The organism is Porticoccus sp. W117 (genome assembly GCF_030341905.1).
In the GTDB taxonomy this organism is placed as follows: domain Bacteria; phylum Pseudomonadota; class Gammaproteobacteria; order Pseudomonadales; family Porticoccaceae; genus SCSIO-12696.
Genome location: NZ_JATAAF010000001.1, coordinates 326,543 through 342,839, shown reverse-complemented (window position 1 = coordinate 342,839; position 16,297 = coordinate 326,543). Strand labels below are relative to the sequence as shown.

Below are 16,297 nucleotides of genomic sequence, written 5' to 3'. Positions count from 1 at the left end.
CATTAATCCTATGAAATAGGACTATCAGCCGGAGCGACTTGCCTCTAACTGCAGGCGTATTTCGTGAGCTTTTTGCTCGGTAATTGGGTAGCGACTGACGGCCCAGATCGCCAGCAGTGAGGCGAACATGGGGATCAGTACATCGAACAACCGCATCAGGAAAATAGTTTGTTCGCTTTGGTTGCCTTCAAGGGCCACATCAAAGCCGGTGGCATTGAGCAAAAAGCCGCCGATGGCGATGGCTGCAGCCATGCCCAGCTTCACTACCCACCAGTAAATGGAGCCAAACATGCCTTCACGGCGTTGTTTGGTTTCCAGTTCATCCATGTCGCAGACATCGGCGATCATGGAACCCATTAATGTAAATAACCCGCCGAGGCCAAATGCCATCAGTGGTGTTGGTAGCAATAATAACCATGGTGTGGCGGGTGAGTAACACAGCCATTTCAGGCCATAGCCGACCACTGAAATACCGATAGCCACATAGAACGTATTTCGTTTGCCGATTTTGGACGACATCCAGCTGACAATAAAAATAACGCAAAATGTAGCAATTGCCGATAGCGTACCGGCCCAGCCTGCGTACTGTGCCCCCAACTCTTGGTCGCCACCAAAAACGTAATAAATAATCACATAAAACTGGAAAGATGAAACCAGCATAAAACCATTAAAAACCAGGAAGGTAGCAGCGCATAGATAGAGAAACGGTTTAAATTTTATGGTGGCGACAAAGCCCGCAAAAAATCCTTTTATACCTGTTGGAAACTCTTCAAATTGACTTTTGTTGTTGTCGCCAGTTTCTGTACGTTGTGGCGGTGGACGTTTTCTGTGAACTTCTTTCAAAAAGATTGCCGGCAACACGCCAACAAAAATGGTGAAAGCCGCGATAATAATGGCTAGCCAGCCGGCCCCGTTGACCATGCCGCCAAACCACTCCAGCTGCATAAAAAACAGAAACCAGGGGGCAATTAAATAAGCCATTTGCCCCATAAAGTTTTGTACCGCCATCAATCGGGTTCTTTCGTGATAGTCCGGTGTCAACTCGTAGCCAAGAGCTACCCAAGGAGTAGCGAAAACCGTATAGGCCAGGTAGAAGATGAAAGACCCGGTGAGAAAAAACCAGAAATAGTAAGATTCACTTTGCCCTTCAGGCAGCTGCCACAGCAGGGCAAAAATAAAACCGGCAGCAATGGCACCCCAAAAAATATAGGGCCGCCTGCGCCCCCACTTTGATTTTGTATTGTCTGAGATATAACCCATCAGTGGGTCGGTGATGGCATCGGTGAGTCGTGGCAGGGCACCCAAAAGACCAACCAGTGCCGGGTTCATACCCAACCCTAAATTCAGCACAATTGTCATCCCGCCAATAGCGGCAGCCAGCAGATTATTAACAAAGGCACCGGTGCCGTATATCAGCTTTTTAACAAGCGGAATGCGGTCTTGGGGAGCGGTTTGGTAATGTTCCTGTGCCATGGGCCAGAATGTTCTGTTGTTATGATTTCGATCCAAGACTAGCCGGGATCACTCTGCAAGCACATGAATATGCGTTGAATGGCACCTGTCGCGAGACAAGTTGGCTGCCACTGGCTTATGGTTGCCGGGATATTTGATTTATAGTCGAAAAAACAGCCTTCTACGCTATTTGCCTACAAAACTCCGATTGCAGCGATGCGTTTGTCCGAGTTATCTCATCTCCGAACCAGCCTGTCCCGTTTGTATTGTCTATAAGCCACCGAAACTTTAATTTTTACTGTGACAATCTCTGTAACTCAAGGGCACTTCTAAAAATTGATTATGGCCTCTGCGCAATCTGACAAGCGTTATCGCAAGGCGGCCCGCGCAGGGCAAGGCTGGTTGTCCTTGGCAAGCGAGCCAACACGGCGATAACGCTTGTCAGGCCGCGCCCTTCGGGGCTTTCAGGCTGCTCCGCCCTCGGTGTTGCGCCTTCTTGACAGGCAATCAGCATGCCTGCGAAGCCGCGCCTTGATGGCGAACCAGCCTGAAAGCCAGAGGCCGCAAGCAATTATTAGAAGTGCCCTAAAGACAACAGGTCAAAAACTGATTGGCCGAACCTGACCCTGCAACGCAGATATAAAAAGAGACGATAAAAATATGTTATGCAGTAATAGCGTGGCGATTCAAAACGACCGGGAGTTTGGCATTCCGCAATCCACAGAGGAAAAAGTCTCTGAGCTGATTCAGAGAATGAACCTGGATGAAAAAATTGGTCAGATGAGCCAGTTGCAAGCGGGCTGTGGCCATATCCCTGACCACCTTGCAGATGATATCCGCCATGGTCGTGTTGGTTCTGTACTGAATGAAGTGAATGTTGATGTTGTCAATGAATTGCAGCGCATCAGCATTGAGGAAACCCGCCTGGGGATTCCTCTGTTGATTGGCCGCGATGTGATTCACGGCTTCAAAACAGTATTCCCCATTCCGCTGGGGCTTGCAGCGAGCTGGGATCCACAACTGATAAAACAAACCTGCCGTATCAGTGCGCAGGAAGCCGCTTCCTGTGGAGTTAATTGGACATTTGCACCAATGATCGACATTAGCCGCGACCCCCGTTGGGGGCGTGTTGCCGAGTCTTTGGGGGAAGATCCCTATTTGTGCGCGACCCTGGGCGCTGCCATGGTGGATGGTTTTCAGGGAGATAAGTTGTCTGAAAAGGGCGCCATCGCTGCCTGTGCCAAACACTTTGCCGCTTACGGTGCGGCGGAGGCGGGCAAAGACTACAACACCGTAAACGTACCTGAAAATGAGTTGCGCAATGTGTACCTGCGTCCATTCAAAAAATTGGCAGATTCCGGGGTGGCGTCTTTTATGACCGCATTCTGTGATCTCAATGGTGTGCCAGCTACCGGCAACAGCTGGTTGCTGGATGACGTACTGAGAAAAGAGTGGGATTACCGTGGGCTGCTTGTCAGTGACTGGGATTCCGTGATTGAACTCAGCGTGCACGGCTTTACTCACAACGACAAAGAGTCTGCCTGCGAAGCGGTTAACGCCGGTGTCGATATGGAAATGGCCAGCAGGTCTTACAAGCACCACTTACAGCAGTTGGTGGATGAAGGCCGTGTCGACCTTCCGCAGATCGATCGCATGGTGGCCAGAATACTCACCCTTAAATTCGACCTGGGGTTGTTTGATAACCCCTATACCTCAGCGGCGGATTACCCCGCTTTGGTCAATGTGGATCACCTTGAAGTGGCGCAGCAATCAGCGGCAAAAAGCTGCGTGCTGCTAAAGAATGACAACCAGGTGCTGCCATTGAATGCCGATCAGATGAGCTCCATTGCCGTGATCGGGCCATTGGCGGACGATGATTATGAGCAGTTGGGCACTTGGGTATTTGATGGTGATCCTCACCACAGTGTCACTTGCAAAGCGGCCATTGAGCGCCTGGTTGGCGATAAGCTGGATGTACGTTACTGCAAGGGCCTGCAGACAACCCGCTCTGAATCCTGTGAGCAGTTTTCAGAAGCACTGGAATTGGCAGCCCAGTGTGATGCCACTGTCGTTGTCGTGGGTGAAGAATCCTTTATGTCCGGCGAGGCACACTCGCGGGCCAGTATTGATTTGCCTGGCCAACAGGTGGCACTGATCGATGCGTTGGCGAAAGAAGGCAAGCCTCTGATTGTTGTTGTTATGGCCGGTCGGCCGCTGACCATTGAAAATATTCTCGATAAAGCCGATAGCATTCTCTATGCCTGGCACCCAGGCACTATGGGCGGCCCGGCTATTGCGGATTTGCTGTTTGGTTTTCAGGCGCCTTCCGGGAAGTTGCCGGTTACCTTCCCACGTGCGGTTGGTCAGATTCCCATTTACTACGCCCACAAAAATACCGGTCGCCCGGTGTCGGATGTGAACTGTCTGTCCATGGCAGATATTCCAGAGCGCCCGGAACAAACCTCTCTGGGTATGGCGTCGTTCCATCTGGATGTGAACTACCGGCCACTGTTTCCTTTTGGCTATGGGCTGTCCTATACCTGCTTCGAATACTCAGGCATCCGCATGGCCAGGCAACAGGTGGCCCTGGGAGGCCAGGTTGAGATTGTGGCGGATATTAAAAACACCGGGCACTGTGCCGGTGAGGAAGTTGTACAACTGTATATCCGTGATCTGGTGGGCAGCGTTACTCGCCCGGTAAAAGAGTTAAAGGGATTTCAACGGGTCTTGTTGCAGCCAGGAGAGCAAAAAACCATCACCTTTACACTGCACACCGATGAGCTGGCGTTTTACGGCAGAGACATGCAGTTAAACACCGAACCGGGAAGTTTTCAGGCATGGGTTGGTGGTGATTCAGATGCCCGATTGATGATTGATTTTGATATTTACGATGATGAATAGTGGAGCTGGCTATGATTGCTGCAGGTAAAAAACTCATCTTTGGCTTATCAACTGCAATGCTTGTTGCGTTGTTTTGTATGCCTGTATTAGCGACACAAAATGCATCCCAGGCGATTAAAGTAGAAGTGGTGCAAACCGATGGCGTTTACAGTTTGCTTCGCGGCGGCCAGCCGTACCACGTTAAAGGCGCTGGAATAGATGATGGTGACATAGACGCGTTTGCCAAACATGGTGGCAACTCCTTTCGCACCTGGTCTGTTGTTGATGGCAAAGGCAGAACCGGGCAGGAGCTATTGGACAAAGCCCAAAAGCTGGGTTTGACGGTCTCTCTGAATTTACCCCTGGGTGCAGAACACTGGGGGTTTGATTACAGCGATGAAGCCGCGGTGGCGGCTCAGTTCGAAGAAATCAAAAAACACGTTCTCAAATACAAAGACCATCCTGCCCTGCTGACCTGGATTATTGGTAACGAGCTGAATTACGACTTCACCAACCCGAAAGTCTTTGATGCAATTAACGACATTGCCAAAATGATTAAGGAGGTTGACCCGAACCACCCCACAACGACTACCTTGGCAGGCTTTGACAAACGCGCTCTTGCTTTTATTGAAGAGCGAGCATCAGCGTTGGATTTTGTCAGCTTTCAAATGTATGGTTCATTAGTCGTGCTGCCAAAATTTCTCAAGGAAATCGACTATAAAAAACCGTTTTTTGTCACGGAATGGGGTGCTGTTGGCCATTGGGAAGTGGGCAAGACTTTGTGGAAGGCACCGGTGGAATTTACCAGCAGTGAAAAAGCCGATAACTATTTGAAGGGTTACACAAAAACCCTGGAATCCGTATCGAATCAATTGCTTGGTAATTACGTGTTTCTCTGGGGGCAGAAACAGGAGCGCACGCCCACTTGGTACAGCATGTTTCTGAAGTCCGGCGAAAGCACCGAAACGGTTGATGTAATGCACTACATATGGAATGACAAATGGCCGGAAAATCGGGCACCGATCGTAAAAACCATGCTGTTGAAAGGTCGAAATGCCCACAGCAACATCGCTTTGAGTCCAAATCAGACGGTAACGGCACGGTTCCTTGTGAAAGATCCAGACAAGGACAAACTGCGCTATCGCTGGGAGTTGATGTTCGAGAGTAAAGCAACGGAGGCGGGCGGCGCCAAAGAAGTCATTCCTCCGGTGATTACCGGTTTGGTCAAAGGAGATGGTAAATCAGTCAAACTGACCGCGCCTGGCCGAGTGGGTGCATACCGGTTATTCGCCTATGCCTACGACGACAAGGGACATGTTGCACACGCCAATATTCCTTTTTATGTCACCAAGTAGTGTGTGAACGCATTATGGAAACGCCACTGAGATTTATAGGTTGATCATGGAGAAATCGCTCGCTAACCCGGAAATTAAAGCTCGTGTCGAGGCACTGCTGTTACAGATGAATCTGGATCAAAAAATTGGCCAGATGACCCAGACAGAGCGAATGTCCTGCACACCGGAAGACGTAAAAAACTACCACTTGGGGTCAGTTCTCAGTGGCGGTGGCTCCTGCCCAGGTGATAATCGCCCGGACGATTGGGTGCGTATGAATGACGCTTACTGGGCTGCTTCCATGGAGCAGAGTGACGAGCACCTGGCGATACCGATTATTTATGGTGTCGATGCCATTCACGGCAATAACAATGTGCTGGGAGCAACCGTGTTCCCCCATAACATTGGTTTGGGAGCTGCCAACGATCCGGAACTGTTGCAGCGAATTGCCCAGGCTACAGCGCGGGAAATTCTTGCCACTGGGGTTGAGTGGACGTTTGCACCCACCTTGGCGGTAGCCAGAGACAAGCGTTGGGGTCGCACCTACGAGAGTTATTCGGAAGAAAATACCATTGTCGGCAGTTACGCTGAAAAGTTCGTTAACGGCCTGCAAAGTGATAGCCATGATGACTGTGTGGTGGCCTGTGTTAAACACTGGGTAGGGGATGGCGGTACAACCCACGGTATTGATCAAGGCGATACTGCGTTGAGTTTTGACGAACTCAAGCGTACCCATATCGAGCCCTATTATGCGGCAATCGATGCCGGCGTTATGACCATCATGGCTTCGTTTAACAGTTGGAACGGAGATAAGTGCCACGGCCATCGCTACCTGATCAGCGACTTGTTGAAAGACGAAATGGGTTTTCAAGGATTTGTGATTTCTGACTGGGATGGTATTGACTACCTTTCGGAAGATTACTTTGATGCGGTCGGCAAGGGTGTCAACGCTGGCATTGATATGTTTATGGTGTCGGAGGAATGGCAACCTTTCCTCCGCCATCTGAAAAGGCACGTCCAAGATGGCACCGTGCCAATGAGTCGCATTGATGATGCAGTGCGGCGTATCCTGACGGTGAAGTTTGCCTGCGGCTTGTTTGAGCGGCCGCGTCCCGTTGAACGCCCCTGGTCGAACCATGAATGTTTTGGTGGCTCTGAGCATCGCGACATTGCCCGTGAGGCGGTGCGCAAATCTCTGGTGCTGCTGAAAAATGACAGTGATCTTCTGCCTCTGAATAAGCAAGCCAATATTCTGGTGGCGGGGAAAAATGCTCACAACCGAGGCCATCAGTGCGGCGGCTTTACCGTTGCCTGGCAGGGTGCCCTGGATAACGAAACCATCGAGGGTGGCACCTCCATTTGGGAAGGTATTCATCAACAAAGCCCCAGTGCAACGTTGAGTGAAGATGGCCGTGATGCTGATCCGGAAAAACACGATGTTGCCATTGTTGTTATCGGTGAATTGCCCTACGCAGAAGGGATGGGTGATATCCGCGATGGCAATGATGTGATTGTGGAAGCTGGCTCCCAGATCAAGGGGTTAATGAAAGTATTGGAGCCTTATGGTCACACTCTGGAGTTGGCCCAATTGCACCCGGAAGACCTGGCCACAATCCAGCGTATAGCCAGCAAAGGCATTCCAGTGGTTACGGTTCTGGTTTCTGGTCGACCTTTGGTGGTCAATCGGGAGCTGGATGACTCAACCAGCTTTGTTGCCGCCTGGTTGCCTGGCTCAGAAGGGCAGGGGGTGGCCGATGTGTTATTTGGTGATTATGACTTCCAGGGCCGGTTAAGTTTTTCCTGGCCGGAGAAAGTATCAGCAGATGCGGGGATAGACGATGAGTTGTTTCCTTATGGGTATGGTTTGAATTACCAGTAACCAGCTTTCTGAAAAATTCTAGTTTCCTGAGATGCTGTCTCTTTGAAGCAGCACTTTTTTGTATTGGGTACAATCTCCGTTACCGCAGCGCGGCGATCTTCATATCTTCAAGTTAACCGTTCAATGTTTCCATTGACTACGCCAAAAGCCGTAGGGTGGATTAGCGCAGCGTAATCCACCAATCGCTCTAAAATATTGCAGATTCTTCACTGCAATCAGAATGAAAGCATTTAAGATCGCCCATAAAAAACGCAGCCCGAAGGCTGCGTAAGTATGGGGGTAGATTGGTTTGTATGTTTAGAACAGAGCTCTAAAGCGCAGTCCGTAGGTGCGTGGCCGTGAGAAGAAGCGGGTGTTATCAAATTCGGTGATGATAATAGCCTGCTCTTTTTGCTCATCGGTGACGTTGTTGACGTAAAGCTCTGCACGATACTTGTTGTCAAATCCGTAGGAAAAGCCCAGTCCGAAATCCAGTGTCCAGTAGCCTTCAATTTCGTCATCCAGTCGACCTCTGGGGTCGTCGGGGAAACGGAAGTCTATGCCATTGAATATGGTCAAGTGCTGATCGGAACGGTAGCCAGCGGACAACACACCATCAAATTGACCGTAGTTGGTAACATATGCCTTGGACAGGGAGGCGTTGAATTGCAGATTGGGAGTGCGGGGCAATTCGTTGCCTTCGATGGAAACGTTTACCGCGTCCAGCGGAGATACGTCTGCCTGGAAGCGGCTGTCGCTTACTTCGACGGAGTCCTTCACTTCTGTGTCGATGTACAGCAAGTTATAACGGAAGTTCCATTCGCCCGGGAAGTCAAATCCACCTTCAAATTGCGCGCCTTTGATTTCTGCATTGGAGGCGTTAAAGGTAAAGTTCACTACGTTGCCGCCCAGTGCTTCCAGCTCGGCATCGCTGAGCATTGAAACATCAAAGCCTTCAAAGTTAAGGATTTGCAGGCTGGAAACCAGAGTGTTCAACTGCAGATCTTTGTAGTCGTAGTAGAACGCTGTGGCGTTGAATGTGGCGGGAATGTCACCCAGAGTAAAGGCGTTTTTCAAACCCACTTCGTACAGAGTCACCTTTTCTTCATCGTAGGTGGGTGCCAAGGTGTCGGTATCAAACGCACGGGGCGCGCCACCGGCTGGGTTGGGGGTAACTACACCTTCGGTGCCTGACAGGTTGTCATTAAAACCGCCGGATTTGTGGCCGGTGGCCACCAAGCCGTAGAGCAGACTATCTTCGAAAACATCCATTTCCAGTCGGATGCGCCAGTCTACAAATTCGTTTTCTACGCGGCCGTTTTGCAAAGCGATGTCGTTACCGGGAACAATGAACGACAGGCGATCTGCATTGCCCGCGAATATGCCGTCTACAAAGCCGCCAGCTGTGGGGCAGCCCGTTGCGGATACTAATAAATCAGGGCAGAGAGGTAGATTAGTGACATCACCGCCGCCGCCGCCGGGTACTTCGCCATTGGCGAGGATATCGCCCAGCCCATCGCGAGCACCGAAGGTGCGAACGCCGTCCAGGAAGAAGTCGATGGATTCGTTACTGGTCACCAAACCGTCGCCATCGGTGTCCGGGTTAAAAATGGTGCGATCAAATCCGTTAAACTCAAACCCTTCTGTACCAAACGCACTGGCTCCGAGCTGGAAACCTTCTACGCCCTGGAAGAACACATAACGGGCATTTACGCCAAAGCGTTGTTTTTCATCGGATGTGTAACGCAAGCCACCGGTCAGACGTACTTTTTCACTAATTTCCCAAGTGGCATCGGTGTAGTAAGAAATACTTTCCGTATCAGTCGTCTGGTTAAATTCGTTACCGGCAAAGAACGCGTTGCGGTCTGCCGTGGCGCCCAAAAAGGTTCGTTGTGATTCTTCAAAGTAGAATACGCCTGCAGACCAATAGCCTTTCGCTGAGCCGATACCATCGCCGGAAAAGCGCAGCTCGTGAATATCAGATTCGGAATCTGTAATAAATTTCACCCGGGCGAAATTATCGAAAGTCTCACTAAAGGGCGTGGCTCCAATAGGAGGTGTGTCGTTGCGCAAGGTATCCAGTGCACCGGGGTAGAACGGTGACAGGGCCGCGCCGCCGAATTCGTAATCGTAGATCAGGTGACGACGGGAAACGGTGTATTCCACATCGAAGTTATCGGCACTGTACTTCACTCGGCCTTTTAAACCCCAGTGAGAAGTATCTTCTTCGGGGGTAAATGCACGGCCAAATACCGCTCTGGGATTGCTAATGCTGTCCGGGTCAATACCGTTGCCCAACAGGTTGGCGTAGTTAGAACCGGTATAACCAGTACCTTTTTGCTCAACTCGGTCGTAGGTGAGTTGCATGTCCCATTGATCCGTTGGCTTATACAGGTAGGAAATGCGCACACCTTCGTCATCCGCGGCTTCTGCAACACCTATGCCTTCGCTTTCTGCCACTGGTACGTCCAAACCCAGTTCATCACTGGTTGGAGATATGTTGCTGTAGTAGCTATCGTGCTCGCTAACAAAGCCGGCAACCCGGAGGGCAGAATTATCGGTTAATGCGATGTTGGCGACACCTTCAAGGCGTTGTTCACCAAAATTACCGAAAGATAGATCGACTGCGCCGTCGGTATTGCCGATACCTGGAGACCAGGGAATGATATTTACGGTTCCCGCTGTGGCGTTACGGCCACGCAGGGTACCCTGTGGCCCCACGTTCACTTCCACCCGTTGAATATCGAAGAACGATGCGCCGATGCCGGCGGGGCGAGGAATGTAAACACCGTCCAAGTGGGTGGCTGCTGCTGGGTCACCCAGTTCGGTGTTATTGGAGGAGCCAATACCGCGAATGTACACCTCAATATTGCCCTGATTGTTGGAGATGGACAGGCCAGGAATGGACGCGTCGATATCTTCGATGGTGGCCACGCCCAGTTGTTTGAGGTCTTCCCCGCTGATTTGTGCGGCGGTGCCGGCATAGTCTTGTAGAGATTGTTCGCGCCGTTCAACCGTAACAACGATTTCTTCCATAACGGATTTGCCGTCTTTCCCTTCGCTTTCTTCCGCCACACTGAGCGGCGATAGCATGGCGACTACAGGCAGAATGGTTGTGTTGAGCTTAACTTTGTTATCAAACACGGCATACCCTCTTAGTAAATAATTATTGATGGAACTTTACATTGATGGAAATTTACTGGTTTACACTCTACGACAGGCCAGGAACACCCTCTACAGGTTTGCGTTAAGTCGTCTCCTGCGTGCGATAAAGCGGTATGAAGTTGGAAAATAGGCAGAAGTTAAAGCGCATAGAAGCGCTGAATGGTATTTAAGTTATTTTTTTTATGAAAACTAAGCTGACGAAAATTTCTATATCAACTTTTTAAAATCAGTGATTTTTCCAATTCTTCCAGAGACTTATCTTTCGTTTCTGGAAGTATTTTTATAATCAGAATAAGGCCGATGAACGCAAATACCCCGTAAGCCAGGAATGTGATTGATGCTCCCAGAATGGCCAATTTCCATGGAAAGACAAGTTGTACCAGAAAGCTGACCGCTGAGTTGATTAAACCCACCAGAGAAATGGCCAAGGCGCGAATTCTGTTGGGAAACAGCTCAGAGAACAGCACCCACATAACAGGCCCAATGGAAATGGCAAAGCTGGCGACAAAGCCCAGTATGGCAATCAGTATCAGCTGTGAATTGATTTGAGTAGCCAGAGCCATCAATTGGGGCTCATGGATTTTCGCCAGTTCATCCCCCAGAGCTTGAAGGATGGCCGCTTTAAAGCTGATGTCATCGCCGTGGATAACGCCATTCAAATGAGCTACTTGATGAACAATTTGCTCCGGCAGGCTTTGTATCGCTTGCTCAGACAACACATAGGTAGCGGTATGAAAACCATAAGCCAGCAGGCACATAAATACGGCTATACCCGAAAGGCCCCAAACAAGCAGCGGCTTCCGGCCCAACTTGTCCACCAGAAGAATGGCCAGAATAGTGAATGCAAGGTTGGTGAGACCCACCAATATGGCTTGCATAAAGGAGGCGTCTGTACCGATTCCCGACTGTTCAAAGATCATTGGGGCGTAGAAGAAAACTGCGTTTATACCAGTGATCTGCTGCAATATGGCGATTGAAATGCCCAGGATCATAACCAGGCGAAGAGAGGGATGGAGCAGTTCTGAAAACGAGCGTTTCTGCGGCTTAGTGTCGGACAGAATGCTATTTCTGGTGGTCTCCACAATGGAGCTTGCCGCTTCGGGGCCAGCTATGCGCGCAAAAATTCCAAGGGCTTTTTTCTCTTGCTTTTGCATAATTAGCCAGCGGGGGCTTTCCGGTACAAAGAACAACAGACCGAAATACACAATGGCGGGCAGGGCCTCTATGCCAAGCATCCAGCGCCAGTTCCATTGCCCCATATTCAGGGTGGTTGCCAGCTGAGATTCAGACTGCCCGAGCTTGAGAATCAGATAATTGGTAAAAAATGCGGTGGAAATGCCAATCACAATATTCAGTTGGTTGAATGACACCATGCGCCCGCGCAGTTTTGGCGGGGCAATTTCTGCAATGTACATGGGGGCGATGATCAATGCAGCACCCACGCCGAAGCCGCCGATCATGCGGGCTATCACCAAAGTGACAAACGAATTTGCCAACGCCGATGCCAACGCCGAAATAAAAAATAACAATGCTGCGTATTTCAGTACGGTTTTTCTGCCCCAGCGATCACTGGCAAGGCCACTGACCATCATGCCCAGTGTGGCGGTAAGTGTCAGAGAGGCAACGGCCCAGCCCAGTTCGATTTTGCTGAGGTTAAACTCCGGTTCAATAAACCGAACCACGCCGGAAATAACGGAGGCATCAAAACCCATCAAAAAACCACCCAGAGCAACAATCAGCGCTACATAGGCAGCGTACGATTTGCTGTAAGTTCGGTCGGCAGGTTTTTTCTCTGGATTTTGATCGTTATTCACGGTTGTGGACCTTTTTTATCCTGGTAATTTTGCTGTTGGCGTATCCTGTGAACAATATTGATGCGGTGAACAGGGTAATTGGTGGGATAAGATGGATTGGATTTTGAATATGACTCGATGCTCTTGTGTACTATTCTGTTGCTTAGCCATGTTTGGTAAACATGGGCACGAAATGGCGTATGGTTTTGCAAACCAGGTATTTACACCAAAAGGCAATTGCATTTGAAAAGTCCATTAAAGGCTGTACCTCGTCTGAGAGCTGAAAACCGCTTCCACTACATCTGGGTTTTGCAGATTGTTTTTTGGGCCGGCTTCGTCCTTGTTACGTTTACAACCTTGACCCTGTGGTACGAGCAAACCTCCTGGGCGTATATCGGCCACAATTTATTGCAGGCGGTAATAGCTGCGCTGCTGTCGCTTATTTTGCACCTGATTTTTAATGCCATTTGGGAATTGCCTATTACAGTGCGTATTGTAGTTGGTTTGCTGGCTGTGCTTGTTGTCGCCCTGGCGTGGACAGCGTTCAGAATTGCGTCATTTATGTGGATTACAGAGGAGGAAAATGTATGGAGTGATTTTGGTGGCTGGTTCTTTGGCGCCATCTTTATCTTTTTATGCTGGAGCACCCTGTATCACGGTATCCGCTACTTCTATCTGCTTGACTCCGAACATCACATGAAATTACAGGCTGAAGCCTTGGTGGGGGCCGAGCACATCAAGCGTTTGAATGCCGAGTCAGCGGCCAAAGAAGCTCAGTTGCAAATGCTGCGCTACCAACTGAATCCCCATTTTTTGTTCAATACGCTCAATGCCATTAGCTCTCTGGTGCAACTTAATAAAGCCGAACAGGCCAACGGAGTGATTGTCAGGCTGAGCCGTTTTCTGCGTTATTCATTGGATAACAATCCAGACCTTAAAGTCCCCTTGCGGAGGGAAATTGATGCGCTGATGCTCTATCTGGAGATCGAAAAAACCCGCTTTGAAGAGCGCTTGCATCTGGATTTTCAGGTAGACCCTGATGTAGAGGATGCACTGCTTCCAAGCCTTTTGTTTCAGCCCCTGATTGAAAATTCAGTGAAGTACGCCATTGCCAAGAGCCCCAATGGTGGAGCCATTCGCTTCAGAGCCAGCAAGGCTGGCGAGCGAGTGCGGCTCGTGCTCAGTGATACCGGCAGCAACAAAACAGTGGAAAGCAGCAGAGGAAAGCGCTCCGGTGGCCGGGGTATCGGTTTAAAAAATACATTGGATCGACTGAAAATAGCTTACGGAGAAGATTTCAGTTTTGATCTGGGCAGCAGCGATTCCGGCGGCCTGCAAACCACCATCGAAATTCCCTATGAAGCCTCTGCAGAGGAGTTGGTATAGCTATGGAAACCCCACCTGTGGTTGCAGAAAGCCAGAATGCCGAGAGCAAATTGCGCACCATTATTGTGGATGATGAGCCACTGGCGCTTGAGCTGCTGCGTTCCTATCTCGGCAACTTGTCAGTTATCGATATTGTTGCCGAGTGTCGCAATGGTAGTGAGGCTGTGGATGCCATTATTGAACACCAGCCAGATCTTGTGTTTCTCGATATACAGATGCCCGGTTTAAATGGGTTTGATGTTATCAACAAATTGCAGGCGGACATTGTGCCTCTGATTGTTTTTGTCACTGCCTATGACGAATACGCGCTCAGTGCCTTCGATGTCTGTGCGGTGGACTACATTCTCAAGCCCATTGACCTTGAAAGGGCGACCCGGGCAGTGGATCGCTGTATGGAACGCCGGGGCAGTGCAAACGATCATGGCAATGGCAAATCTGCCATTGTTGACGCCATGGAACAAATTAACCAAAAAACGTCTCTGGCAAACCGTTCAATCACTCTGGATTCTGGTATTCAGAATACACACATTGTCGTCAAGGATCAGGGTGTGGTGACATTGATTGAACAGGCGGATATCGAGTGGGTGGATGCCGCCGGAGACTACATGTGCATCCATGCATCCGGTGATACGCATATTATGCGCAGTACCTTGAAAGACCTGTTGGATCATCTAAATCCTGACGTTTTCAAGCGCATTCATCGTTCCACCATTGTCAATCTGAACTGTATAGAACAGATTCTTCCCCACACCAAAGGTGAGTATTTTTTAAAGTTGCGCGGTTCTGAGCGGGTTAAGGTAAGCCGTAATTACCGGGGGACGATCAAGGATTTTTTAACCGGCTTCGAGTCGGGAGAGAGCCAGGGGGGGTGAGAGTGCCTGACAACATTAGCCTGGTAGCGGATATTGGCGGCACCAATGCGCGCTTTGCCTGGGTAGAACAAGGGCAGGTAGTCTTGCGGGACATCAAGGTTTACCAAGCGATAGAGTACCCCGGTTTGATGGATGCGCTACAGGCTTACCTGCAAGACTTTTCCCTGACAGTGCCACAAAAAATCTGTTTTGCGATCGCCGGTATGGTCAATGGTGACCATATTAACCTGATGAACAATCATTGGTCGTTCAGCAAGAGCCAGCTTTCTGCAGATCTGGGTGTTGAGGTGACTGTTATCAATGATTTTAGTGCCCAGGCATACAGTATTGACTGCCTGCCCAGTGAGCATATTCACTGGTTGGGGGAGCCGCGCCCGGCAGGTGGTGAGCCGCGAACGGTTATTGGCCCTGGAACCGGTCTGGGTGTCGCTATTCAAAGTGCCGATGGTGAGTTAATACCCTCTGAGGGTGGGCATGTCAGCTTTGCTCCCCACAATGCCCATGAAGATGATCTGCTCCGGTTGCTGCGGAAACGCCTGGGGGGGCGAATTTCTAACGAACGACTGCTGTCAGGCCAGGGGCTGGAAAATCTCTATTGGGCGAATGCACAGCTGCAGGGTAAGCAATCCACCAGAAGCGCGCCGCAGGTGGTGGACGGTTGCGCACAAGGTGATTCCATATGCCGACAGGCGCTGGATGATTTTGTGATGATCCTGGCGTCGGTTTGCGGCGACTTGGCATTGCTGACGCTGTCATCCGGTGGTGTCTATCTCACCGGTGGCATACTCCCCAGGGTGTGGCAGTGGTTTGATACCGATGCCTTCCGTACCCGTTTTGCGGACAAAGGTCGTTATCGCGCCTTTTGCGAAACGGTACCGGTTGCCATGATCCGGGCAGAGCAACCGGGCTTGTTGGGTTGTGCCGCTGCTTTAGGCGGCCGCCGGGAGGATCGTTGACGGCACAGGGGTATGCAGTCGTTTGGGAAGTGGGCTGCTGATTTACCTCGCCGTTTAACGATTGCCATGCACCGGCACTTCCAGTGTCTCCTTCAATTGCTCCATCACTACGTAACTGGTGGATTCCTGCACGCCGGGTAGCTGCAATAACGTTTCCCCCAAAAACACCCGATAGGCGCTCATGTCGGCCACTCTGGCCTTGATTAGGTAGTCAAAGTTGCCGGTTACCAGATAGCACTCCTGCACCTCTGGCAGGGCGACGGCGGCTTCGCGAAATTCAGCAAACTTTTCCTGGGAGGTGCGATACAGGCGTATCTGCACAAACACCACCAGGGCTGCATCCAGAAATTCCGGGTTGATCAGGGCCGTGTAGCCGTTGATAACACCTTCCTTTTCCAGGCGTTTGATGCGGTCGATACAGGGTGTTACCGACAACCCCACCCGGCGCGATAGTTCGGTGTAGCTGATGCGGCCATCCTTTTGCAGCAGTTTGAGGATGTTGCGGTCGATCTTGCTGAGTTCTTTGGCACGCTTCTTCATAAATTTACTGTCTATTAGATTTAAACAGGATAATTTTCTGCTTTTATCGAAAATTAAGCAA

10 protein-coding genes are annotated in these 16,297 nt (G+C 50.3%); 6 read left to right on the top strand and 4 right to left on the bottom strand.

The window, feature by feature from the left end; all coding sequences use genetic code 11:
- Nucleotides 1-24 precede the first annotated feature (24 nt).
- Complete coding sequence (locus tag QSV34_RS01580) at nt 25-1,473, bottom strand: MFS transporter (protein WP_289151393.1); 1,449 nt, start codon at nt 1,471-1,473, stop codon at nt 25-27.
- Nucleotides 1,474-2,130: 657 nt separating this feature from the next.
- Between QSV34_RS01580 and bglX the strand changes: the two genes are divergently transcribed.
- The 3 genes from bglX to QSV34_RS01565 are packed head-to-tail and all read left to right on the top strand — an operon-like array spanning nt 2,131 to nt 7,545.
- Entirely contained in the window at nt 2,131-4,353 is a 2,223-nt protein-coding gene (bglX, locus tag QSV34_RS01575) for a beta-glucosidase BglX (protein WP_289151391.1), read from the top strand.
- An 11-nt stretch (nt 4,354-4,364) separates the two neighbouring features.
- Nucleotides 4,365-5,687 carry a glycoside hydrolase family 2 TIM barrel-domain containing protein gene (locus tag QSV34_RS01570; RefSeq protein ID WP_289151389.1) on the top strand — a complete coding sequence of 441 codons (1,323 nt, stop codon included), beginning with the start codon at nt 4,365-4,367 and terminating at the stop codon, nt 5,685-5,687.
- A 46-nt stretch (nt 5,688-5,733) separates the two neighbouring features.
- Nucleotides 5,734-7,545: a glycoside hydrolase family 3 protein gene (locus QSV34_RS01565; RefSeq protein WP_289151388.1), complete on the top strand. Its 1,812-nt coding sequence runs from the start codon at nt 5,734-5,736 to the stop codon at nt 7,543-7,545.
- 297 nt (nt 7,546-7,842) lie between these two features.
- Here the strand turns inward: QSV34_RS01565 and QSV34_RS01560 are convergent, their stop codons facing one another.
- The gene (locus tag QSV34_RS01560) at nt 7,843-10,668 is read right to left on the bottom strand and encodes a TonB-dependent receptor (RefSeq protein WP_289151386.1); all 2,826 of its coding nucleotides are present in this window, start codon (nt 10,666-10,668) and stop codon (nt 7,843-7,845) included.
- 233 nt (nt 10,669-10,901) lie between these two features.
- Entirely contained in the window at nt 10,902-12,503 is a 1,602-nt protein-coding gene (locus QSV34_RS01555) for a sugar porter family MFS transporter (protein ID WP_289151384.1), read from the bottom strand.
- 336 nt (nt 12,504-12,839) lie between these two features.
- Here QSV34_RS01555 and QSV34_RS01550 point away from each other — a divergent pair, with 336 nt between their 5' ends.
- The 3 genes from QSV34_RS01550 to glk are packed head-to-tail and all read left to right on the top strand — an operon-like array spanning nt 12,840 to nt 15,696.
- The gene (locus QSV34_RS01550; RefSeq protein ID WP_289151383.1) at nt 12,840-13,868 is read left to right on the top strand and encodes a sensor histidine kinase; all 1,029 of its coding nucleotides are present in this window, start codon (nt 12,840-12,842) and stop codon (nt 13,866-13,868) included.
- Between the two features lie 2 nt (nt 13,869-13,870).
- Nucleotides 13,871-14,740, top strand: coding sequence for a LytR/AlgR family response regulator transcription factor (locus tag QSV34_RS01545; protein WP_289151381.1), 870 nt, complete (start codon nt 13,871-13,873; stop codon nt 14,738-14,740).
- Nucleotides 14,741-14,742: 2 nt separating this feature from the next.
- On the top strand, nt 14,743-15,696 hold the full coding sequence (gene glk, locus QSV34_RS01540; RefSeq protein ID WP_289151379.1) for a glucokinase: 954 nt from the start codon (nt 14,743-14,745) through the stop codon (nt 15,694-15,696).
- A gap of 54 nt (nt 15,697-15,750) precedes the next feature.
- Here glk and QSV34_RS01535 read toward each other — a convergent pair whose 3' ends face one another.
- The gene (locus tag QSV34_RS01535; RefSeq protein WP_289151378.1) at nt 15,751-16,236 is read right to left on the bottom strand and encodes an Lrp/AsnC ligand binding domain-containing protein; all 486 of its coding nucleotides are present in this window, start codon (nt 16,234-16,236) and stop codon (nt 15,751-15,753) included.
- Nucleotides 16,237-16,297 lie beyond the last annotated feature (61 nt).

Coding starts and splice junctions, on each gene's coding strand:
- QSV34_RS01535 (WP_289151378.1), bottom strand. CDS start 16,236: ATGAAGAAGCGTGCCAAAGAACTCAGCAAGATCGACCGCAACATCCTC.
- QSV34_RS01565 (WP_289151388.1), top strand. CDS start 5,734: ATGGAGAAATCGCTCGCTAACCCGGAAATTAAAGCTCGTGTCGAGGCA.
- QSV34_RS01570 (WP_289151389.1), top strand. CDS start 4,365: ATGATTGCTGCAGGTAAAAAACTCATCTTTGGCTTATCAACTGCAATG.
- QSV34_RS01580 (WP_289151393.1), bottom strand. CDS start 1,473: ATGGCACAGGAACATTACCAAACCGCTCCCCAAGACCGCATTCCGCTT.
- QSV34_RS01545 (WP_289151381.1), top strand. CDS start 13,871: ATGGAAACCCCACCTGTGGTTGCAGAAAGCCAGAATGCCGAGAGCAAA.